Here is a 22,154-nt window from a genome sequence, read left to right as displayed (position 1 = left end):
TCCGCAATGTGCCGAATCGTCTTCACCGCCGAGTCTCGGACGCCGATGGAAATTGCCGATGAATTCCCGTTGGCCATGGCATGGACGCTGCCGGGCGACTCGTGGCGGTCTGCTAGAGAAGCTCGACGGTGTCCAATTGCGCGTTCCGGGTGCGGCCGCGGGTGTCGAAGAGCAGCCGCGCGTGCCGGGTCAGCGTCGCCGCGTCGTAGGCGGCGTGTCCGGCCAGCACGATCGCCAGGTCGGACGCCTCCAGCGCGGCGGCCAGATCGGCGCCGGCGGGCGTGACCGGCGTGCCGTCGACGTCCCACGACGTGACGAACGGATCGTGGAACGACAGGTCGGCGCCGAGGCGGGCCAGCCGCCGGGCCACCGGACGGGCCGGCGATTCGCGCTGGTCGGCGATGTCGGCCTTGTAGGTGACGCCGAGGAGCAGGACCTTGGCGCCCTTCAGTGCGCGTCCCTCCCGGTTGAGCAACTGCTGCGCCCGTTCCGCCACATACCGGGGCATACGGTCGTTGATCTCCTGGGCCAGCTCCACGAACCGGAACGGGTAGCCCAGCGAGCGGACCTTGTACGACAGGTAGTTCGGGTCGATCGGGATGCAGTGCCCGCCGACGCCCGGCCCCGGCCGGAACGCCTGGAACCCGAACGGCTTGGTCGCCGCGCAGTCGATGGCGTCCCACAGGTCGATGCCCAGCTCGTTGCAGAACACCGCCATCTCGTTGACCAGCGCGATGTTGACATGTCGGTAGGTGTTCTCCAGCAGCTTGGCCATCTCGGCCTCGCGCGTCCCCTTGGCCTCCACGACCCGTTCGACGAACTTGCCGTAGAACGCCGCCGCCGCCGACGCGCACGCCGGGCTCAGCCCGCCGACGATCTTCGGGGTGTTGCGGACGCCGTACACCGGGTTGCCGGGGTCGATCCGCTCCGGCGAGAACGCCAGGTGGAACTCCTCCCCGGCCACCAGGCCGGACGTCTCCAGGATCGGCCGGACGACCTCCTCGGTCGTGCCCGGATAGGTCGTCGACTCCAGCACCACCAGTGTGCCGGGCTCCAGGTGCCGGGCGACCGTCTCGGCCGCGCCGCGCACCGCGGTCAGGTCCGGGCCGCCTTCCGGCGACAGTGGCGTCGGCACGCAGATGACCACGGTGCGGGCGCCGTCCAGGACGTCCTCGTGCAGGCTCGGAGTGAATCCGGCCTCCAGCATCCGCTCGACTTCGGCCGGTGACACGTCGTCGATGTGCGACAGCCCGGCCTTGAGGCCGGCGACCACGCGCGCGTCCCGGTCGAGCCCGCCGACCCGCAGGCCGGCCTGGCTCGCCTCGCGCACGAGCGGAAGTCCCACGTAGCCGAGTCCGATGACCACAAGATCCACGCGGCCGGCTCCCTTCGATCTATGTGCTCTGCTGCATTGAGCGGCGATAGGCGGCCCGGTATCCGGCCGTCACGGCGCGCCAGGTGCGTTCCGCCGCGACCCATTCGCGGGCCGATCGCCCGATTTTTTGTCTTCTTTCGGGACTGTAAGCCAGGTCTTCCAGACAATTCGCCCATGCTTCCGGCTCTTCCGGAACTGTTAACGCGCCGGTCACGCCCGGTTCCACGATTTCGCGAAGAGCCTTGACATCACTGGCTATAACGGGGATTCCCCCCGCCATCGCCTCGATCGGTTTCAGGGGCGTCACCAACTGGCAGACCCGGTCCGCCGTTCGCGGTACCGCGAACACATCGAGGAGAGCGTGATAGCGGCGAACGGACTCCATCGGCACCCGGCCGGTGAACACGGCATGAACGCCGTGCCCGGCCGCGCGCCGTTCGAGCGCGCCGCGGTCCGGGCCGTCACCGACCAGGAGCAGCGTGACGGGCGCCCCGCGGTCACGGAGCAGGGCGGCGGCGTCGATGAGCGTGTCGATGCCCTCGTAGCCGTAGAAGGACGACGTGAGCCCGACGACGGTGGCCGCGGCCTCGATCCCCAGCCGTTCGCGCAGCCCGGAGGCGTCCGGGAGCGGCTCCAGGAACGCCTCGTCCACCCCGTTCGGCACCGTGAAGATCTTCTCCTCCGGGATGCCCCGGGACGCGATCTCCGCTCGCATCGCCTCGCCGAGCGTGACGACGGCGTCCGCCTCGGCCATGCGGCGGGTCTCCAGCTCCCGGGTCAGCCGGTAGAAGTCGTCGGTCTCGCTGTGCGCGGGGTCGCGGGAGAGCCAGGAGTCCTCCAGGAAGCCGCGCACCTCGTAGACGACGGGCAAGCCGTGGCGCCGTCCCAGTTCCACCGCCACGGCCGCGTTGAGGTGGTTGCTGACCGCGTGCAGGACGGAGGGCCTCAGCTCCTCGACCAGCCGTCCGGCCAGGTCGGCGCTTTTCGCGATCGCCTGCAGCGGATCGGCCTGGGGAAGCCAGGGCAGCAGCCGGTGGTACGGGACGCCGTCGACGTCCACATGGGTCCGCGCGTCGCCTATGCCCTGGCTGAGCGGGTACCCAAGGCGCGTGACGATGTGCGTGTCGAACCCCATCTCGCGCTGGGCGAGGGCGATCCGGTGCGTCCGGACGGTATAGCCCGCGTTCGTTCGCGGCAAAGCGTTCGTCACGAGTTGCAGAACGGTCGTGCCCTGGACGCCTCCGCCCGCGCGCGGAGGCGATGTGGGCTGCGCCAGCAGTCGGCGCAGATCCTGTGTTTCGCGCTGAACGTCCCTGGGCCTTGGGACGACGAGCGGGGAACGCCTCAGCCGGGCCCCGAACGGGGTCCGCGCGGCCAGCCGCACGGCCAGCCTGGACGCCCGTCCGGGATCGTCCAGAAGCTGTCGCCAGGCGAGTCCGGCCAGGTAGACGGATTTCTTCACGGGTTTGTCGGCCACGGGGCCGGACGTTAGGCAACCCCGATGAACAGAAGGGAAATTGTGTTGGCACCCATCGTGCACGTCCTCGGGGCGCGGCCGAACTTCGTCAAGGCCGCGCCGGTGATCTCCGCGCTGCGCGCCGCCGGCGCGGAACAGGCGGTGATCCACACCGGCCAGCACTACGACGCGCGGATGTCGGAGATCTTCTTCGACGAGCTGGGCCTGCCGGAGCCCGACGTCAACCTCGGCGTCGGCTCGGGCGGGCACGCCGAGCAGACCGCCGCGCTCATGATCGGGCTGGAGAAGGAGTTCACGGGCCGTTCACCGGCGCTCGTCATCGTGTACGGCGACGTGAACTCGACGATCGCCGCCGCCCTCGTCGCGGCCAAGCTGCACATCCCGGTCGCCCATGTGGAGGCCGGGCTGCGCAGCTTCGACATGACCATGCCCGAGGAGGTGAACCGCCGGCTCACCGACCAGCTGTCCGCGCTGTGCCTGGTCACGAGCCCGGAGGGGATCGGGCACCTGGCGGCCGAGGGCGTCCCGGTGGAACGGGCGCACCTGGTCGGCAACCCGATGATCGACACGCTGCTGGCGAACCTCGGGAAGTTCGACACCGCGGCCGTCCGGGAGGCGCACGGGCTGCCGGAGCGGTACGTCCTGGCGACCATGCACCGCCCCGCGAACGTGGACGCGCCGGAGACGGCGGCGGCCCTCGTCCGGCACCTGCACGGTGTCGCCGACCTCGCCGACCTGGTCATCCCCGTGCACCCGCGCGGCCGGGCGAACCTGCTGGCCGCCGGCCTGGACGACCACTCCGCCGTGCACATTCTGGATCCGCTGGGGTACATCGACTTCATCGCGGCCGTCCGGGGCGCGGCGGCGGTCGTCACGGACTCGGGGGGCCTCCAGGAGGAGACGACCATCCTCGGCGTGCCGTGCCTGACCGTCCGTCCGAACACCGAACGGCCGATCACCATCACGCACGGGACGAACCGGCTCGTCACGTTCGAGGAACTCGTACCGGGGGTGCGCAAGGTCCTGGAGTCGGGCGCGCAGGCGGGCGACCGCACGCCGCCGCTCTGGGACGGCCACGCCGGCCCCCGCATCGCCGAAGTGATCATGGAGTACGTGGGTGAGTGAAGAGGCCAGGAACGCCAAGGCGTACCAGCAGCTCGGGCGGCTGAAGTCCACACTGCGCGAGCGCGAGGCGCGCCTCGACGAGCTGGAGAAGCGGCTCGCCGCGCTGGAGACGTCCACGGCCGTCCAGTTCGGGCGGCTGGTCGCGGGCACCGCGCGCAACCCCAGGCGCGGCAAGCGGCTGCCCCGCGAGCTGTACCGGCTCTGGCGCAAGCGGAACGCTCCGGTGTCGGCGTCCGGGGCGGGCGCCGGCGGCGGCGTCCAGCCGGACCGCGTCGACCGTCCGGAGAACCGCCTGCTCGTCGCCGGGCCCTGGGACGGCCTGATCATCGCCGGCGTGCTCGGCCCCGCCGCGGCGACCTCGCTCGCCGGGCACGCCAAGGTCGTCCCGCTGTACCCGCACGACGCCGCGATCGTCCTCGACTCCGCCGACGTGGACATGGTCGTGGTGGACGCCGCCGCCGGCGAACCCGGCGGTCCATGGGCCTATCTGGGCGTTCCCGGCATGTACGACCGTGATCTCGCGCTGCACGAGATCCGGCAGATCGCCGCCGCCCGCTCGCTCCCGCTGGTCCTGTGGGGCGAGGCGCCGCCCGCCACCCTGGCGTCCCTGCGCTGGGACGCGACCGCCACCGCGCCCGCTCGGCTCACCGCGCTCCTGACGCCGGCCCGTTGAAAGGAACCACCGTGCGACCACGCGCCCTCGTCTACGGCGACGTCGACCTCAACATGATCGACGGATCGGCGATCTGGGCCCAGGGCATGGTGCAGGCCCTGGTCCGCGCCGGCTGCGAGGTGACCCTGGTCCTCAAGGCTCCCGTGCGGACCGGCCGGCTCGTCGACCCGCTGCGCGCCCTGCCCGGCGTCACCGTCCGCAGCCCGCACGCGGAGGGCCTGTTCGACGCCCCCATGACACCGCGGCACGCGGCCTCGATCCTCGCCCGGATCGACGACGAGAACCCGCATGACCTCGTCGTCGTCCGGGGCCGCCGCCTCGTGGGCAAGCTCGCCATGGGTCCGCTGGCCGGACGGCTCTGGACGTACCTCACCGACGTACCGCAGTCGGCTTCGGAGTTCACCGCCTCGGCCAAGGGCGAGCTGCGCCGGATCGCGGACGCCTCCCGCGTCCTGCTCTGCCAGACCGAGGAACTGCGCGGGTTCCTGGAGAGCGCCGTACCGGCCACGGCCGGGAAGAGCGTCCTGTTCCCGCCGGTGGTGGTGCTCCCCGACGGCCTGTCGGTGCGCCCGCCCGGCCCGCCGGACGGCCCGATGCGCCTCGTCTACACGGGCAAGTTCGCGCCGCGCTGGAACACCTACGAGATGACGTCGCTCCCGCGCCTGCTCGCCATGCGCGGTGTGGACGCCGAACTGCACATGGTCGGCGACAAGATCCACGACGACCCGTCCGACCCCTCGTTCTCGACCCGGATGCGGACCGCGCTGGAGACGGGCGAGGGCGTCATCTGGCACGGCGGCCACCCGCGGGCCGAGGCGATGCGCCTCACCGCCGCCGGCGACGTGGGCCTGTCATGGCGCCACCCGTCCATGGACACGAGCCTCGAACTCTCCACGAAGGTCCTGGAGTGCGGGACGCTCGGCGTCCCGGTCGTCCTCAGCCGCACACCCATGCACGAGCGGCTCCTCGGCGCCGACTACCCGCTGTTCGCCGCCACCGAGGAGGACGTCCTCGACTGCCTGACGCTCATAGGCAAGAACCCGGACGTCTTCACCCTCGCCGTGGACCGCTGCCGCGCGGCCGCCGCCGGATTCACGCTGGACGCCGCCGCCGAGCGCCTCCGCGGGTACCTCTCCCAGACCTTCCCGGAACCCTCCGCGAAGGTCCTGTCCGTCAAGGAACGCCGCCTCCGGGTGGGCGTCGCAGGCCACGATCTGAAGTTCTTCACCCGCCTGCTCGACTACCTGCGCTCCCGCCCCGACATGGAGGTCCGGGTGGACCATTGGGCCGCGCTGAAGGCCCACGACGAGAAACGCAGCCAAGACCTCGTCGACTGGGCGGACGTCGTCATCTGCGAATGGTGCGGCCCGAACGCCCTCTGGTTCGCCCAGCGCAAGCGCCCGGACCAGCGCCTGGTGGTCCGCCTCCACCGTTTCGAGCTGTACGCGGGCTGGCCGAAGCAGCTGGACATCGAGGCCGTGGACCGGGTCGTCTGCGTCAGCCCGCACTACACCGAGCTGACCCGCGAGATCACGGGCTGGCCCGCGGAGAAGGTCGTCACGATCCCGAACTGGGTGGACGACGCCCAGCTGGACCGGGCCAAGCTTCCGGGCGCCGAACACCATCTCGGGATGATCGGCATCGCCCCGTCCCGCAAACGCCTGGACCTGGCCCTCGACGTGGTCGAGGAGCTGCGCCGCGACGACCCGCGCTTCACGCTCTTCGTCAAGTCCAAGCTCCCCTGGGAGTACTGGTGGATCTGGCAGAAGGACGAGGAGCGCGCCCACTACGAACAGGTGTTCCGCCGCATCCGCCGCTCCCGCCTGCTCTCGGGCGGTGTCGTCTTCGACTCCTACGGCCGCGACGTGGCGTCCTGGCTACGCCGCATCGGCTTCGTCCTGTCCACCAGCGACGACGAGAGCTTCCACCTGGCCCCCGCCGAGGGCATGGCGTCCGGCGCGATCCCGGCCCTGCTGCCATGGCCCGGCGCCGACACCATCTACGACCGCCGCTGGATCCACGAGGACCCCTCCGCCATGGCCGCCTCCATCGCCAGAACGGTCGCGCTCGACCGCTGGAAGGAGGACACCGCCGTCGCCCGCACCCAGGTGAAGACCGCCTACGGCCTGGACGAGGTCTGCCACCAGTGGACGGACCTCCTCACCCAGTAGACCGATCCACGTGGGCCCGCCCCGGCGGCCCCGGCCGCCGGGGTCAGCCGGAGCTGGTCCCCACGGCCACCTCGGTGTACTCGGCCGGAAGTTCGGCCCGGTGGCTCTCGATCTTGGCGTTGAGCTTGGCGAGGCTGCGGCTGTAGTCGCGGCTGGAGAGCCAGAACTTGTAGATGATGAAGAGCTCGAAGGCCAGCAGGCCGGCGCCGCTGACGATCACGACGGGGATGATGGCGCCGGGGACGGCGGCGGCGACGATGGGGGCGACGATGAAGACGCCCATCTGGAACTCGATGCCGCTGATCAGGTGGGGGCGGATGCGGCCCGCCATCAGGACGTTGCGGATGCGGGCGTACCAGGGGAAGCGCTGGTTGAAGCCCGCCTGGAGGGCCGCGGTGGCCGGGTCGTCGGCGACGACCCGGTTCTCCAGGTCGGCCTCGGGGTCCTCGGTCAGTGCCTCGGCGGAGCGGAGGTCCTCGTCGGCGTCGGCGAGTTCGCCGTTGGCGCGGCGGGCGGCGAGTTCGAGGGACCGGGCCTCCTCGCGGGCCGCGTTCAGCGTCGTCCGCATCTGGGAGCGGACCTTGTAGATCTCCAGCGCGTCCATGTAGCGGAGCATGTCGAGGAAGACGACGCCGAGGGCCGTCCAGACGTAGGCGACGTTGCCGGTGGCCGCGTACTGGCCGGCCATCAGGGCGATCGCGCAGGCGAGGACGCGGACGCGGTCGAAGATGTAGTCCAGCCAGGCGCCGAAGACCGAGCCGGTGCCCTTCAGCCGGGCGATCTTGCCGTCCATGCAGTCGAGCGTGAACGACAGGTGGTACAGGAGCGCGCCGGCCAGCAGCCACGGCCAGGACGCGACGGCGAAGCAGGCGCCCGCGCCGAGGCCGAGGATCAGTGCCCCGACGGTGAGCTGGTTCGGCGTCACGCGCGTCCGGTTGGCCGTGAACCTGACCAGCCGTGCCGCGAGAGGGTCGACCAGCAGGACGGTCCACCAGGCGTCACGCGCCTTGTACGTCCGTTGCCGAACGTCGTCGAGCGTGAAGTTCGCCATGGGGTTCCTTTCATTTCGCGGGGCGGTGTAGATGGTATCGGCTGTCCGGTTCCGGTCCTGGCCAATGTCGCCGATCTGTGATCGCCCGCTCACATGTCGATCAATACTGTGGGTACCCTGGACCGAGTGCGTGCCCGATCCGTCCTGACTCATCTGCCTTTCGGTGGGGTTCTCGCCGTGGCCCTCTGGATCAGGATCGTCGCGATCCTGGGCTACCCGGCGCCATTGTGGTTCGGCGACTCGCCCAGCTACCTGAAGGACGCCATCGAGCTGCGGCCCGGCGAGACGCGGCCCAGCGGATACTCGCTGCTGCTGTGGCTGATCAAACCCTTGCACAGCTTCACCGCGATGGTGTCGGTCCAGCATGCCATCGGCGTCCTCACAGGTGTGCTGGTGTACGTCCTCGTGTGGCGTGCCGGACGGGCGGCGTGGCCCCCCGGGGAAGGGGGACGGTGGCGCGAGTGGCTGCCCGGCCTGGCCGCGGCGCTGCTGACCGTCCCGGTGCTGATCCCCGTGCACCAGGTCGCCCTCGAGCACATGCTCATGTCGGACTCGCTGTTCGAGTTCCTGCTCCTCGCGGCGGTGGCGGCGGTGCTGTGGCGGCGCCGGACGACATGGTGGCTCGGCGCCCTGGCCGGGACGTTCGCCGCCTTCGCGTCGCTCACCCGGACGGCGGGACTGCCGTTGATCGGCCTGATCCTCGCCGCGATGCTGATCAGGAAAGCGGGATGGAAGGCCTGCGCGGCGACCACGGTGGCGTTCGCGCTCCCCGTCGTGGGCTATCTGTTCTGGTTCCACGCCGAATACGGGCAGTACAAGTTCGCCAAGGCCGACCAGGTCTTTCTTTACGGGCGCACCGCCGCATTCGCCGACTGCGAGATCATCAAGCCCCGGCCGGAGCTGGCGATCATGTGCCCACGGCAGAGCGACCCACGGATCTCCCGGACGTTCTCCGTGATGTGGACGCCCGACTCCCCGTTCCGCGACATTCCGGGCTGGGTCTACGGCGAGGAGGGCAACCGGCTCGCGGGCGAGTTCGTGTGGGCCGCGATCAAGGCGCAGCCCGCCGCCTACGCGCAGATCATCGTCCGGGACACGCTCAAGTCCTTCACCTGGCACCGCAGCCCTTACCCGACACCGTGGACCTGGCTGCAGTACGACTTCCCCCAGGGGGAGGCGTGGAGCGACGACCAGGCGCTCCTCGCCGAGCAGTACGGCGACGACGGCGAGACCAAGGTCGTCCGCCCGTGGGCCGGGCAGGTCCTCGCCTACCAGGACCATGTCGTCATGCCGGGCACGATCCTCGGCGTTCTGCTGCTCGGCGGCCTCGCCGGGGCCGCGCTGCACGTGCGGAACCGGGGGCGGTGGCGGCCGCAGAGACCCGTCCGGCACTTCGCGACCGGCGCCCTCCTGCCGTGGGGGACGAGCCTCGCGCTGCTGGTGATCCCCGCCGCGACCGCCGACTTCGACTACCGGTACGTCCTGCCCGCCGTGCCGTTCGCGTGCGTGGCGCTCGGGCTGGCGCTGCTGCCCCCGCCCCGCCCGCCGCGGCCGTCGCCCGCGCCGCGCGACGACGACCGGCCGGCGGCCCGGGAGACGGCCGGCGTCTAACGCCGCCCGCTGTCGCGGCGGGGGGCGGTGCGCAGTCCGTCCAGCATCGTCTCCCACTTCGCGGCGACCGCGGAGATGTCGAAGCGCTCCGCGGACGCGACGGCGTTCGCCGACATCGCACGCCGGAGCTCCTCGTCGTCGATCAGCCGGATCAGCGTCTCGGCGAGCGCGCCGGCGTCCCCGGGCGGGACGAGCAGCCCGTCCACCCCGTCGGTGACGATCTCGCGGGGCCCGCGCGGGCAGTCGAAGGCGACCACCGGCAGCCCGCACGCGAACGCCTCGATGATCGTCATGCCGAACGACTCGGCGCGCGACGACATGGCGAGGATGGACGCCTTGGCGAGCTCGCCCTCCATGTCGTCGGTCGGCTCCAGCATCAGCACGTTGTTGTAGAGCCCGAGCCGGGTGGCCTTGCGCCGCAGCTCGGTGCGCCGCGGGCCCTCCCCGTGGATCCGCAGGCTCCACTCCGGATGCTTCTCCACGACCTTCGCGAACGCGCTGATCAGCAGGTCGTAGCCCTTGATCCAGACGACCCGGCCGCCCGCGACGACGACCTTGTTCTCCTGCCGGGAGCGCGGATACACCCGCGTCGGCAGCCCGTTGCCGATCGTGTACACCGGACACGACCCGTCCGGGAGCAGGCGCCGGTAGTCCTCGGCGTCGGCGGCCGTCAGGCACGTGAGCGCGTCCAGCCGCGGATACGCCTCCTCGATCTCGGCGAGGATCCCGGAGTCGTTGGTGCCGAGCTGGAGGTGCTCCTGACCCACCACGACGACCTTGCGGGGCGCCAGCCGCGCCGCCATCAGGTTCAGGCCTGCCCGGGTGGTGATGAGCACGTCCGTGCGGGGGCGCCGCAGAAAACGGGTGAGCCTCTCGTCGGTCCAGGCGGAGTACTTGTTGAAGCTGCGCTCCTCGGGATGGACGAGCCCGGTCGGCTCGGCCATGAGCCGCTCGGCGCGCGCGGTGTTCGGCCACGGGACCTTGGCGCCCGGCCGGACGTCGACCAGGGACTCTAATCGGACCCGGTCCGAGAGCGGGAACACCGGCCGGTCGGCCGTCCGCCGCACGGTGACGATCTCGACGTCGTGGCGGCGGGACAGCTCGTCCGCGAGCGTGAGGGTGCTGCGCACGGTGCCGTCGATCGAGAACGCCTCCAGCAGCAGGAAGGTGATCTTCACGTGCCGTCGTCCTCCGCGAGGAGGTGGCAGGCGATCGACAGTTCGTCCTTGAGCGTGTAGTAGGGGCGCACGGTCATCTCCCGGTCGCCGGAGGCGGTGACCTGCCGCGGGTAGGACAGCGTCCCGCGCTTGCCCGGCGCGTCGTCGAGGAAGGTGGCGAGGCGGGCGTGGACGTCCCCGGCGTCGAGCCAGAGATCCCAGAGCGCGGGTTCCCACGCGGCGAGCGCGGAAACGTCGAGACCGGCGTGGAACTCGGTTCCGTCGAGCCGGGCGTCCCGCGTCACGGTGCCCTCGCTCTGGCGCGCCGCCGCGACCAGCCGGGCGCCCTCGCCGGGAGGCGGCCCGGCGTACGCGAGCAGTCCGGTGATCGTGATCTCGCCGTCGCGCGGGTGCACCGCCTCGACCTCGGCGTGCGGGGCGACCTTCCGGACGTTCAGCGTGGCCTGCCCGTCCGGCCGGCGGACCACGCGGACGGCCAGGTCGCGCGGCCGGCCGGCGTAGGCGCGCAGCCCGTCGAGGGAGAACCCGGGGTCGTCGGTCAGCAGCGGACGGTCCATGTCGAGGAGCACGTCCCACGCGCCCGTCGCCAGCCCGCCCACCGGCAGGGTGACCGACCGGCGGTCGCCGGTGAGGGCTTCCGTCCTGACCGCGCCGGACGAGCCGTGCCGCAGGACGATCCGCTCACCGTCCGGTAAGGGGACGGGCCAGCGGATGAGCAGGTTGTCATCCGCGTCGACCCTGCAATGATCAGCCACCGGGTTCACGGCCCGTTCGCCTTCCGTCGCCGGCTCAGCGCGCGCAGCCTACCAACGGCCCCGCGACGCCTGTGGGGCGAATCGGCCCCACTGGCCTCAACCGGCCGTGCCGAAGACGCGGTCGACGGCGCGGGCCGCCGCGTGCCCGTCATCGAGGGGGCAGAAGCGGTCGACGAAGGCCGTGTAGCGCTCCTTGTGCCCGGCGGTGGCGGACTCCACGTCCCGGATCGCCTCGATCAGGTCGTCGGACGTCTCCACCAGCGGCCCCGGCGACTCGGCCTCGAAGTCGAAGTAGAAGCCGCGCAGCCGGTCCCGGTAGTCGGCCAGGTCGTAGGTGAAGAACAGCATGGGCCGGCCGGTGTTGGCGTAGTCGAACATCACCGACGAGTAGTCGCTGATCATCATGTCGGAGACCAGGTACAGCTCGGTGATGTCCGGGTACAGGGACACGTCCCGGACGAAGCCGTGCTCGTCCTCGGTGATGCCGTCCACGACGTTCGTGTGCAGCCGGACGAGCAGGACGTGGTCGTCGCCGAGCGCGGCGCGGGCCCGCTCCAGGTCGATCCGCATGTCGAACTTGTAGCGGCCGCGGCTGTAGTACTGGTCGTCGCGCCACGTCGGCGCGTACAGCACGACCCGCTTGCCCTCGGGGATGCCGAGCCGGGCCCGCACCTGCTTGGCGACCGTCTCCGCCTCGGGGCTGTGCAGCAGGTCGTTGCGCGGGTAGCCGACCTCCAGCATCTCGCCCTTGAACGCGAACGCGCGGCGGAAGATCTCCGTGCTGAACGGGTTCGGCGACAGCAGGTGGCTCCACTCCGGGACCGACGGCCCGGCGGACTTCGACTGCAGCGCCTTCTTCATGCCGGGCGCGTACGCGAAGTGCACCTCCTTGATGTCGCCGCCGATCTTCTTCAGCGGGGTGCCGTGCCAGGTCTGCAGGACGACCTGGTCCGGGTGCCGGCGGAACGCGTCGCCCAGCCGGTGGTTCGTCACGATGTACCGGGAGGTGGCGAGCGCCTCGTTCCACTCCTTGCCATTCAGCCGCACGGCCCGCAGCGTGCTCGGCAGCTCCACCTGCGCGTCGTTCACGACCCACAGCTGTTCGAGGTCCATGTCGCGGCGCAGCAGCTCCTGGTGGATGGCCTTGGGGCTGTCGGAGTACTGCCGGCCGCTGAAGCACGAGAACAGGACGGCGTCGCGCAGGCCCTCGCGGTCGACGCGGCGGCGGGCCTCCTCCCGCTGCCTCGCGCCGGCGCTCTTCTCCTCGGGGGTGACGTCGCCGGTCACCGCCACGGCGAGCCGCCCGTCGTGCGCCTCCAGCACGTAGCCGCGCCGCGCCACCTCCAGCGGTTCGGGCAGGTCCCGCTGCGCGTGCTGCGACAGCCGGATCGTCAGCGCCCGCCCGCCGGGGGCGCGGAACAGCACGTCCCAGCGGCCCGGGCGAAGCGGCAGGACGCCCGCGACGCCCGGCACGGCCGCGACCGGGACCTCCGCGCGCAGCACGCCGGACGCGGGGTCGGCGACGAGGTCGAACGCGTGCTCCTTGCGGCGGCCGCGGCCGCGCAGCACGATCTGCCCGCCGTCGTGGGCGGTGTGCGTCGCGGTCAGGGCGAGCGTCCCGTCCGGCCGCCAGGTGCAGTCGTCGACGGTGAGCCGGGCCGTGGTGCGCCGGACGCGCAGGTAGCCGCTCGGGCCGCGGCCCGCGGTCACCTCCAGCGGGCCGAACGCCCGCTCGACGTCGTCGACGCCTTCGGCGAGCACCAGCGGCCGGTCCGCGACGGAGACCGTCCAGTCGCGGGTGTCGTCGATCTGCTCCGGCGGCATCGGGGACCCTTCGAGGGCCTCCGGATCGACGCGGGCGGTGAACCCGGCGCCCGCGGCGGTGACCGGGACGCGGACGACGTCGTCGCCGAGCGTCAGCGTCAGCTCGCCGGGCGCCTCCCCGGTCCCCTCGATGACCAGCGCGTTGTCCTCCCAGCGCAGCGCACGGGCCATCGTCTGGACCTTCTCGACCCGGATGACGAGATGGCCGTCCTCGATCCGCGGGACGACGCGCACGTCGTCGGCGACGTAGTGGTACGGCGGGTGGGCCCCGGTGCCGGAGCCGCCGCCGCGCAGCGGCCCGCGCCGGAACACGCCCGCGTTCAGCACGGACGCGTCGACGGTCCAGACGCCTTCCGTCCACGCCCCGTGGTCGCGGAGCCGGCCCACGTCGAAGCTGAACTCGAACCCGGACCAGCCGGACTTCTTGCCGGGCTTCGGCGTCTGCCGGGCCCGCGCGACGATCTTCCGGTCGCCGGACCGCAGCGTCATCGTCTTCACCGACGTCCAGCGGCGCCGCATGCTGACCGAGTTGATGTACGCCTCACCGGTGACGATGAGGGTGTCGCCCTCCCAGCTCACCGCGTGGACGCGGCCCCGCAGCCGGACCTCGCCGCGGGCCCGGTAGATCTCGCGGGGGATGTCGAGCTTGGCGTCCTTCCAGTACGGGTAGACGACGTACCGGCGCAGCGGGTCGCGGACGATCGACGGCGAGGACTTCCCGCGCTCGTACCGGACGACCTTCACCAGCTCGGTGGTGTGCCCGGTGGTGGTGAGATGCCACTTCAGCCGGGTCAGCGCGGGCGCGTCCGCGAGCACCTTCGCCGGGATCCCGGCCGCGTACGCGGCGGCCTGCGCGACGACCTGGTCGCGTTCCTCGGCCGGCACGTCCGGAAGCGCGTCCAGGAAGGCCAGCAGCTCGCCGTCGGCGGCGAGGAGCTGGAGCCGCCGCCGCGACCGGGCGTGGCCGTGCTCGCCGAGCCAGGTGGTGGCGAGCACGACGGCGCCGAACCCGTCCGCGATCTCCTGCGCCTCCGTGGTCGGCGGGAACGGCGTGCTCCGCCGGTGCAGGACGACGCCGGGCAGCACGTCGACGCCCGCCGCGAGGTGCATCGCCCGGATCGTGGTGGGCAGGTCGTCGTACCGGCCGACGTCGGGGAACTCCAGCCCGTTCGCCGTCCAGAAGGACCGCCGGACCAGCTTCCCGGAGATCCCGCGTTCGCAGACGAGGTCCGGAGTGCGCCGCAAGTCCGTGCCGGTGACCGGGTCGAGGGACTCCTTGACCGGCCGCCATGCCGACACCTGGCCCGTCCACCTGCGGACGGCCGCGCGGCCGAGCGCGATGTCCGACCCCGACGACTCCAGTGCCGCGACCAGTTCGGCGGCGGCGTCCACCGGCAGCTCGTCGCCGCCGTCGAGGAACAGCACGTACTCGCCGTCGCTCTCCGCGACGCCCAGGTTCCGGGCCGCGCCCCGGCTGAGGGCGCCCCGCCGGACGGCCCGGAACCGGTCGTCGGGCAGGACGGTCTCGGCGGTCGCGCCCGCGCCGTCGTCCATCAGCAGAACGTCCAGGTCCCGGTGCGACTGGGCCGCGAGCGACGCGAGGGTGTCGTCCAGCGACTCCCCGGCTCCGTGTGCGAGCACGACGACGCTGATCCTGCTGACGGACAAGCGACCCACTCCTTCGATCACTTGGCCGGCCCGGCGAGGCCGGCAAGGCGGTTCACGCTACGGGCGACCGCCTGGGAGCGTGACGGATGTGCGCCGGATGTTACTGCGACACGGCACTCGCCGTAGGCTACTGCGGCGGATTCGCGACCTTCTCCCCGAGGAACATCCGGCGGACGGCCCGCTCGGCCGCCTGACCGTCGTCCCACGGGCAGAACCGCGCCCGGAAGTTCGCCAGGTTCTTGGCGGCCGCGTCGCTCCACGCCGCCCTCGACACGAACGCGTCGACCAGTTCGGCCTCCGTCTCGGCGACGACGCCGGGCGGGGTGGCGGTCAGGTCGAAGTTGACGCCGCGGGTGAGCCGGTAGGTCTCCCAGTCGTTGGCGTAGACCACGATCGGCCGGTCGAGGTTGGCGTAGTCGAACATGACCGACGAGTAGTCGGTGAGCAGCGCGTCCGAGGCGATCATGAGGTCCTCGACGGACGGGTGCTTGGACACGTCGATGACCCGGCCCTCCGGCCAGCCCATGTCCGCCGCCATGTTCTTGATCTTGTAGTAGTAGTGCGCCCGCAGCAGCAGCACGTGCCCCTCGCCGAGCCGGTCCATGATCCGCCCGATGTCGAACATCGGGCTGTAGCGGCGCTGGTAGTCGCGGTGCGTCGGCGCGTACAGGATCGCGTTCGCGTTCCCGGGGACGCCGAGCTCGGCGCGCAGCCGGACGCGGTCCTCGTCGGTGGCCGTCACGAGCCGGTCGTTGCGCGGGTAGCCGATCTCCAGCATCTCGTAGTCGCACGGGAACCCGCGCTCCCACGCCTCCGTCGACAGCGGGTTGGACGAGACGAGGTAGTCCCAGCGGTCCGACCGGGTGATGAGGGCCTTGAAGTCCATGTCGTTGGCGCCGACCGGGTACTCCATCTGGTCGAGGCCCATCTTCTTCAGCGGCGTGCCGTGCTGCGTCATCATGTGCACCTGCCCCGGCCGCTTCACGTAGTTGTCGGGGAAGTTGACGTTGTTGACGAAGTACTTCGCGCGGGCCAGCGCCCGGTAGTAGTCGGCGGACCCGGCGACGACGTAGTCCACGCCCTCCGGCATCGTCTTGCGCGCCCCGGGCTTGACGATCCACATCGGGTGGATGTGCGGGGCGAGCTCCCGGACCTTCTCGTAGATGGCCGCCGGGTTGCAGGCGTACCCGCGGTACCAGTAGGCGCCGAACAGGGCGAGGTTCTCGTCGATCGCGAGCCGCCGCTGCATCTGGTAGTAGCGCTCTTTGGCGAGTTCCTTGCCGAGCCGCACGCCGCGCCTGCGGATGCGGACGGCCTTGGAGGCCCTGCGCCGCGCCTTGTCCTTGGCCTCCGCGGCGCGGACCCGCTCGAAGCCCCGGTAGTCGTTCGCCTTGATCATCCGGTGCTTGTCGGCCAGGAACGGCTTGTCGTCCGGGGGGACGTGGCCGGCCGGCTCGTACCGGTTGTACGTCTTCGACATCTCGCCGAAGAACCGGGCGTTCTCCGACGCGTGGACGCGGTCGCCGCGCTCGATGATGACGAGCAGGTGCCAGATCGTCCGGTTGAACATCAGCGGGCGGAACTGGTCGGCCGCCGGCCCCATCCGGTCCATGAACTCGAAGATGCGGTCGTACTGCGCGAACGCGTCGAAGTGCTTGGCACCGGTGGTCTTGGTGATCGCGCCGCGGCGCCGCTGCCGGTAGATGTAGCAGACCCGGTCCAGCAGGCTGAGCCGCTCGGCCGCCATCAGGATCGGATACGTGACGTTGACGTCCTCGTAGTAGCCGCCGCTGAACCGCAGCCCGAGGTCGAGCAGGAACTCCCGGCGGATCGCCTTGTTCCACGCCGTCATCATCATCTCAAGGACGCTCTGCCGCTCGGCGAGCGTGAACACGTCCGGCGCGGGCGGCTCGCGGAACAGGTCGTTGATGATGCTGCGCTTGACCTTGCCGTTCCAGTAGGACCGGGCGTAGTCGAAGACCAGCACGTCGGGGCGGGTCTCGGCGAGCCGGTCGCAGATCGCCCGGACGGCTCCCTCGGTCGCGTAGTCGTCGCTGTCGAAGAACCAGACGTAGTCGCCGGTCGCCATGTCGAGGCCGACGTTGCGGGCGTGCCCGAGCCCGACGTTCTCGGCCATGTGCCGCACCTTGACGCGTGAGTCGCGCTCGGCGAACTCGTCGAGAATCTCACCGCAGCCGTCCGGCGAGTGGTCGTCGACCGCGATGACCTCAAGGTTCGGGAGATCGGGATCGAGGATCGAATCCAGGCATTGCCGGATGTACCCCTGCACTTTGTGCACGGGCACGATGATGCTCAAGGAGATGTCGTGATCAGGGCTCACGCGTAGACCAATCAACTACTCGGTGAATCTGGACTATACCCGCGGTTCGGTGTTGAACCTTATGTCCTACCGTGCGCGGGCCTGAGAAGCCATCGGGCGCTGGGCTCGACCGCCCAGCGGGTGAGGCGCCGCACGGGCGCGGTGGCGAGCGCGACGCCGAGCGCGGCCGCGGCCAGGGTGACCCCGATGATGCCGAGCGGCCCGTGCAGGACGGGCTCGTCGAGCATGCCCGTGTAGTCGAACGTCTTCATGATGAGCCCGTGCAGCAGGTACACGTACATCGTCCGGGTGCCCATCTCGGTGTACCAGGCCCGCTTCCGCGGGATGCACGCCAGGAAGGCCGAGCCGAGGAGCAGGGCGAATCCCAGTGCCACGAGGCGCCAGGCCATCCCCTCCGCGGTCCCGTACCCCATGTCGGAGTAGCCCTCGTTCCAGTACAGGAACCCGCTGTTGATCTTGGGAACGACGGTGCCGAGCTCCCAGACGTAGGCGGCGGGCAGGGCGGCGGCCAGCAGGGCGAGCCCGGCCCAGCGCGTCCACGAGGCGCGCAGCCGCTGCACGTGCTTCGGGTCGATCGTCAGCCCGAGGACGAAGAGCGGCAGCAGCCCGGCGGTCCGGCTGAGCGTGGAGTCGGCGGTGAAGGCCCAGCTGCCGCCGACGAGGCTGAGCGCCACCGCGATCGCCACCGGATGGCGGAGGTGCCCCCAGATCGGGGCGCTCAGCCGCCAGAGGACGAGCGCCACCAGGAACCACATCAGGAAATGTGGCCGGAGTATCTCGCTCAACCGGAAGTCGACGTCATTGATGAAGATCAATTGCGCCCGGTAGAGCAGAATGAAAATGACATACGGGACGATAAGCGTGGGGAAAACGCTCCGGAACTTGTCCGTCGAGCGCATGAATCCACGGGAGAAGAAGCCGGAGATGAAGACGAAGACCGGCATATGGAAGGCGTACAGAACCACATAGGCGGCGTGTACGGCATGGCTGTCGCCGTACACGGACCAGAAGTGGCCGAGAACGACCAGGACGGCCGTGAAGAACTTGGCGTTGTCGAAGTACGCGTCGCGCGGGCCGGGTTTGGGCGAGGAGGTGGACGTGGATGTGGGGCTTTCCCCGCGGGGCGCCGGGAGGGTGGTCGCGGGCGCACCGGCCGTCGGCTGCGCACTGCCCGTGGCGGGAAGCGCACTGCCAGTGGCGGGTGGCGGGGTGGGGAGGATGTCGGTCATTTCTCCGGGAGGTTGTGCCCTAGCGGGAGCGGGCGGGGCGTCGCAGGGGGGTGAACACCCAGGTCATCTTGGGCTCCAGCGCCCAGCTCATCGTCCGGACGACGGGCTTGGAGCACAGGAACGTTCCGACGACGAGTGCGCCGCCGATCACGATGAACACCCCGGGCGGGGTGTGCATCCAGTCGGCGCCCCACCAGCCGGTGAAGTTGAGCAGGCGGGTGACGAATCCGTGGAGGAGGTAGGCGTACAGGGTGTAGGCGCCGAGCTGGGTGTACCAGTGACGGCGGCGCGGAATCAGGCTGAGGAACGCGGCGACGAGCACGATCGCGCAGGCGAACATGGTGAGCCGCATCACCGTCCCGGCGAAGTTGCCCACGCCGAGCTGGAAGTTCGCGTGCTTCCAGTAGATCCAGTTCCGCGACATGTGGTTCATGACGAGGTAGGACGCACCGAGGCCGGCGGCGAGCACCACGGCGCCGATCGGCCGCGCGATCGGCTTCTTCAGCAGCTCGAAGTGCGCCGGCTTCAGCGTGAGGCCGAGGACGTAGAACGGGAGGAGCCCGATCACCCGGTGGATGTCGAACGTCCCGCCGAGGTTGCTCATGTACGACAGCAGAGAGAACACCAGCGCCACTGCGAGCGGCCAGCGGATCTGCTGCCAGACGGGGGTGGACAGCCGCCACATGAACAGCGCTGCCAGGAACCACGTCAGGTAGTACGGGTTCAGCAGGCTGACCTCGAGTTCGTTGCGGCCGGCGAGCCAGTCGTACAGCGAATAGGCGGCCTCGAACACCACGTACGGGACGCCGACATTGGTGATGACCTTGCGCGCCTTGCCGCCGGAGAACGTCCAGTTCCGGGAGAAGTAGCCGGTGATCACGATGAACAGCGGCATGTGGAACATGTAGATGAAGATGTACAGGCCCTTGGCCAGGGGGACGTTCAGCAGATTGGCCAGGGAGTGCCCCACCACCACCAGCAGGATCGCGAAGTACTTCGCGTTGTCGAAGAAGGGATCGCGCTGCCTGGGCGGCCGCTTCCCCTGCTCCGCGCCGCCGGTGGCGGTGGTGCCGGAGACGGTCGTGCCCACGGCGTCCGGCGCCCCCGGTTCGGGGGGCACCGCCGGATCCGTGGACGGTAGGTGTTCGGTCCGCTGTGCCGTTGCGGCCTCGGAGGGCCTGGTGGTGTACGTCATACGCGGGCTGCCCGGTCAGCTCTCCTTGCAGATGTCGTCGCTGGCACGGATTTCACCCTGCTGCTTCGGGATGCCACTGCCCGCGCTCTTCAGGTTCGTCCAGTTCCGGCCGACGATCAGGTCCACAACGCCCGGCGTGCCGCCCGTGGTGCGCGCCGCGGGCTGCGGTGCGTTCGGGATGAGCGCGGTCAGGGTCTGGGCCTGTTGGTCGGCACCGGAACCGTACATCACCTTCGTGGTGGATGTGGCGGAAGGGGCGTTTCCGCCCACTGTGACCTGGAAGCCCTGCGACTCCAGGTCGTCGGCGACACGGCTCGCCTGGCCGTCGATTCCGCTGCCGTTGTACACCCGCACCCGCACCTGGCTCGGCGGGATCTTCGACGTGCCGGGCTTGGGCTCCTTCGGCACGGTCTTGTCGTTGCGGACGGCGGCGAAGAACGGCTGCGCGGCGTCGGAGAGCGCCACCCGGTTCGGGTCGAGAGGGTCGGGCCCGGACGGGACGGTCACGAACCGGAGCTTGCCGGTGGTCATGCCCTGCATCTCCTGGGCGATGTCCATCATGACCTGCGGCGTCAGCTCCTTGTCGGTGGTGAGCGACTTGGTGGCCGCGTTCATCAGCGAGTAGAGCTTCTTGGGGTTGCTGAGCACCCCGGCGCTCATCGCCTTGCCGGCGAGGGCGCCCATGAACTTCTGCTGGCGCTTGATGCGGTCGGTGTCGGAGCCGTCGCCGAGGCCGTGCCGGACGCGCACGTACGCCAGCGCCGTCTCGCCGTCGATCTTGTGCTTGCCCTTGGTCAGGTGGAGCCCGGACTTGGGGTCGTTCACGTCCTTCGGCAGGCACACCGGGACGCCGCCGACCGCCTTCGTGATGCTCTTGAACCCGTTGAAGTCGACCTGCATGAAATGGTCGATGCGGACGTTGGAAAGGCTCTCGATCGTCTTGATGACGCAGGCGGCGCCGCCGTTGGTGAACGACGAGTTGATCTGCGCGCGGGTCTGCGCCGGGACCACCCCGCCCTTGTGGTTCTTGCAGGACGGCATCCGGACCATCAGGTCGCGGGGGAAGCTGATGCCCATCGCCTGGCCGCCGCCCGGCGACAGGTGCAGCAGGATCATCGTGTCGGAGCGGGGGGCCTCGTTCTTCAGCTGCCGGCCGTACTTGGCGTTGGAACCCGCACGGGTGTCGGAACCGAGCAGCAGGATGTTCATCGCGTTGTTCAGCTTCTTCGGCCGGTTCGGGCCTAGCTGCGCGTTGACGTCCTCGTGGGAGATGTTCCCGAACGCCTGCCGGTAGAGGCCGTAGGCGGTCAGGGAGCCGACCACCATCACCGCCGACAGCCCGATGCACACCCAGCCGAGGATGCGCCAGCCGCGTCGCGGCGCCGGCTGCGGGTCGGCGTCGTCGACGTACTCCATGTACATCGGGTTGCTGTTCATGGGCTCCGAGATCCGGTATGGGCGGTTCCGGGGGTCGAGGGTCGCCCCCACAAGGGGAACGGCCCGCTACCAGGGGTCGGGGAACGGGACGAGGGCAAGGGGAAGCGTAGGTCAGGGGAGCCGGTACGGGGACCCGGATTCGTCATTCGGTCCGGGTGGACCGGCCACCACCGTCACATGCTCCAGGGTCAGACGACGATCTAGGGTGGCTTTGTCAAAGTTTCGTTGGATTATGACGGAAGCACCCGAGGCTAGTGGTGCGATAAGGCCGGTCAGTACTCCGTCGAGTGTGGTGAACGACATGTCAACCAGAATCCGGTCGCGCGCGTCCAGCTCCCATTTCTCGGCGGCCGCGCGGGCGGCGCCCACCAGTTCCGCCCCGGTGAATGTGGCCTTTGTCACAGTCATCACAGGCGTCCCGGGAGTCACCTCGGGCCCCGGGACGAACCGGTCGCCGTACGTACGGACCTCCGCGGCGTAGTCGGTCACGCCGGGCGGGCAGTCGGTGAGCGGCCCGCCCAGCGCGTGCAGCGACAGTCCGACGATCTCCTCGGCTCCGCCTGCGAGCGTCTCGTCAGTGACCACGTCGTCCAGCACCTCCTGCGCCGCCGCCACGATGTACGGATCAGAGACGCGGATCGGTTCGGCGCCGCCCCGCTTCACCGTCTCCGGGTCGACGACCTCGGTGATGAGCCCTGCGGACCAGCAGGCCATCAGCCACACCGCGGTCTGCCAATGCGGCGGCAGGACGAGAACGACGCGCGTGCCCGGTTCGGCGGCGAGACCGTCGACCAGGAAGTTGGCCGTCTTGGCCACCCAGTTCTCGAACGTCCGCGCGGACAGCTCGACGCGTTCGCCGCTGGCGTCGTCGTAGAAGGTGACCAGCGGACGGGACGGGTCGTCCGCCACCCGCCGCCGCAGCAGCTCCGCGGGCGTGGCCGCTTCCCCGGCATGTGCGCTCATGGGTCCGAGCGTATGCGCGCATGATCGCCCGTGAGCCATCACCCGGCCGGTGCCGCTACGCTCCGCACGGGTGAACGACGG

Annotated in this window: 15 protein-coding genes; 4 read left to right on the top strand and 11 right to left on the bottom strand. The window is 70.4% G+C overall.

Translation table 11 applies throughout. The features are described from left to right. Nucleotides 1–112 precede the first annotated feature (112 nt). Both ACQPXG_RS40695 and ACQPXG_RS40690 read right to left on the bottom strand, forming a co-directional pair. A complete protein-coding gene (locus ACQPXG_RS40695; RefSeq protein WP_433464477.1) occupies nucleotides 113–1,375 on the bottom strand; it encodes a nucleotide sugar dehydrogenase in 1,263 nt (420 codons plus the stop codon). Nucleotides 1,376–1,394: 19 nt separating this feature from the next. Beyond that, nucleotides 1,395–2,852, bottom strand: coding sequence for a glycosyltransferase family 4 protein (locus ACQPXG_RS40690; protein WP_433464476.1), 1,458 nt, complete (start codon nucleotides 2,850–2,852; stop codon nucleotides 1,395–1,397). 24 nt (nucleotides 2,853–2,876) lie between these two features. Here ACQPXG_RS40690 and wecB point away from each other — a divergent pair, with 24 nt between their 5' ends. The 3 genes from wecB to ACQPXG_RS40675 are packed head-to-tail and all read left to right on the top strand — an operon-like array spanning nucleotide 2,877 to nucleotide 6,821. Further along, nucleotides 2,877–3,977 carry a non-hydrolyzing UDP-N-acetylglucosamine 2-epimerase gene (gene wecB, locus ACQPXG_RS40685; protein WP_433464475.1) on the top strand — a complete coding sequence of 367 codons (1,101 nt, stop codon included), beginning with the start codon at nucleotides 2,877–2,879 and terminating at the stop codon, nucleotides 3,975–3,977. Further along, nucleotides 3,970–4,650, top strand: a complete 681-nt coding sequence (locus tag ACQPXG_RS40680) for a hypothetical protein (protein ID WP_433464474.1) — start codon at nucleotides 3,970–3,972, stop codon at nucleotides 4,648–4,650. The genes wecB and ACQPXG_RS40680 overlap by 8 nt, the downstream gene beginning before the upstream one ends. A 53-nt stretch (nucleotides 4,651–4,703) precedes the next feature. Continuing rightward, nucleotides 4,704–6,821, top strand: a complete 2,118-nt coding sequence (locus tag ACQPXG_RS40675; RefSeq protein WP_433470135.1) for a glycosyltransferase family 1 protein — start codon at nucleotides 4,704–4,706, stop codon at nucleotides 6,819–6,821. 43 nt (nucleotides 6,822–6,864) lie between these two features. Here the strand turns inward: ACQPXG_RS40675 and ACQPXG_RS40670 are convergent, their stop codons facing one another. Beyond that, on the bottom strand, nucleotides 6,865–7,872 hold the full coding sequence (locus ACQPXG_RS40670; RefSeq protein WP_433464473.1) for a CDP-alcohol phosphatidyltransferase family protein: 1,008 nt from the start codon (nucleotides 7,870–7,872) through the stop codon (nucleotides 6,865–6,867). 126 nt (nucleotides 7,873–7,998) lie between these two features. On the opposite strand from ACQPXG_RS40670, the gene ACQPXG_RS40665 reads away from it, so the two are divergent. Then, the gene (locus tag ACQPXG_RS40665; RefSeq protein WP_433464472.1) at nucleotides 7,999–9,483 is read left to right on the top strand and encodes a hypothetical protein; all 1,485 of its coding nucleotides are present in this window, start codon (nucleotides 7,999–8,001) and stop codon (nucleotides 9,481–9,483) included. Here ACQPXG_RS40665 and ACQPXG_RS40660 read toward each other — a convergent pair. The 8 genes from ACQPXG_RS40660 to ACQPXG_RS40625 all read right to left on the bottom strand — a co-directional run bounded on the left by ACQPXG_RS40660 (nucleotide 9,480) and on the right by ACQPXG_RS40625 (nucleotide 22,073). Beyond that, complete coding sequence (locus ACQPXG_RS40660; RefSeq protein ID WP_433464471.1) at nucleotides 9,480–10,661, bottom strand: glycosyltransferase family 4 protein; 1,182 nt, start codon at nucleotides 10,659–10,661, stop codon at nucleotides 9,480–9,482. The genes ACQPXG_RS40665 and ACQPXG_RS40660 overlap by 4 nt on opposite strands. After that, nucleotides 10,658–11,425, bottom strand: a complete 768-nt coding sequence (locus ACQPXG_RS40655) for a hypothetical protein (protein ID WP_433464470.1) — start codon at nucleotides 11,423–11,425, stop codon at nucleotides 10,658–10,660. The genes ACQPXG_RS40660 and ACQPXG_RS40655 overlap by 4 nt, the downstream gene beginning before the upstream one ends. Before the next feature lie 87 nt (nucleotides 11,426–11,512). After that, on the bottom strand, nucleotides 11,513–14,908 hold the full coding sequence (locus ACQPXG_RS40650; RefSeq protein WP_433464469.1) for a CDP-glycerol:glycerophosphate glycerophosphotransferase: 3,396 nt from the start codon (nucleotides 14,906–14,908) through the stop codon (nucleotides 11,513–11,515). Nucleotides 14,909–15,035: 127 nt separating this feature from the next. Further along, complete coding sequence (locus ACQPXG_RS40645) at nucleotides 15,036–17,213, bottom strand: bifunctional glycosyltransferase/CDP-glycerol:glycerophosphate glycerophosphotransferase (RefSeq protein ID WP_433470134.1); 2,178 nt, start codon at nucleotides 17,211–17,213, stop codon at nucleotides 15,036–15,038. Nucleotides 17,214–17,308: 95 nt separating this feature from the next. Then, nucleotides 17,309–18,478 (bottom strand): acyltransferase family protein, encoded by a 1,170-nt coding sequence (locus ACQPXG_RS40640; RefSeq protein ID WP_433464468.1) that lies wholly within the window; start codon nucleotides 18,476–18,478, stop codon nucleotides 17,309–17,311. 19 nt (nucleotides 18,479–18,497) lie between these two features. Beyond that, entirely contained in the window at nucleotides 18,498–19,598 is a 1,101-nt protein-coding gene (locus tag ACQPXG_RS40635) for an acyltransferase family protein (protein ID WP_433464467.1), read from the bottom strand. A gap of 90 nt (nucleotides 19,599–19,688) precedes the next feature. After that, nucleotides 19,689–21,110, bottom strand: a complete 1,422-nt coding sequence (locus ACQPXG_RS40630) for an LCP family protein (protein WP_433464466.1) — start codon at nucleotides 21,108–21,110, stop codon at nucleotides 19,689–19,691. A 111-nt stretch (nucleotides 21,111–21,221) separates the two neighbouring features. Beyond that, nucleotides 21,222–22,073, bottom strand: a complete 852-nt coding sequence (locus ACQPXG_RS40625) for a TIGR03089 family protein (protein WP_433464465.1) — start codon at nucleotides 22,071–22,073, stop codon at nucleotides 21,222–21,224. Nucleotides 22,074–22,154 lie beyond the last annotated feature (81 nt).

The sequence above is a fragment of the Spirillospora sp. CA-128828 genome (genome assembly GCF_050945415.1).
Classification (GTDB): domain Bacteria; phylum Actinomycetota; class Actinomycetes; order Streptosporangiales; family Streptosporangiaceae; genus Spirillospora.
The sequence above is the reverse complement of the archived record's forward strand: the minus strand, read 5'-3'. Positions and strand labels throughout refer to the sequence as shown.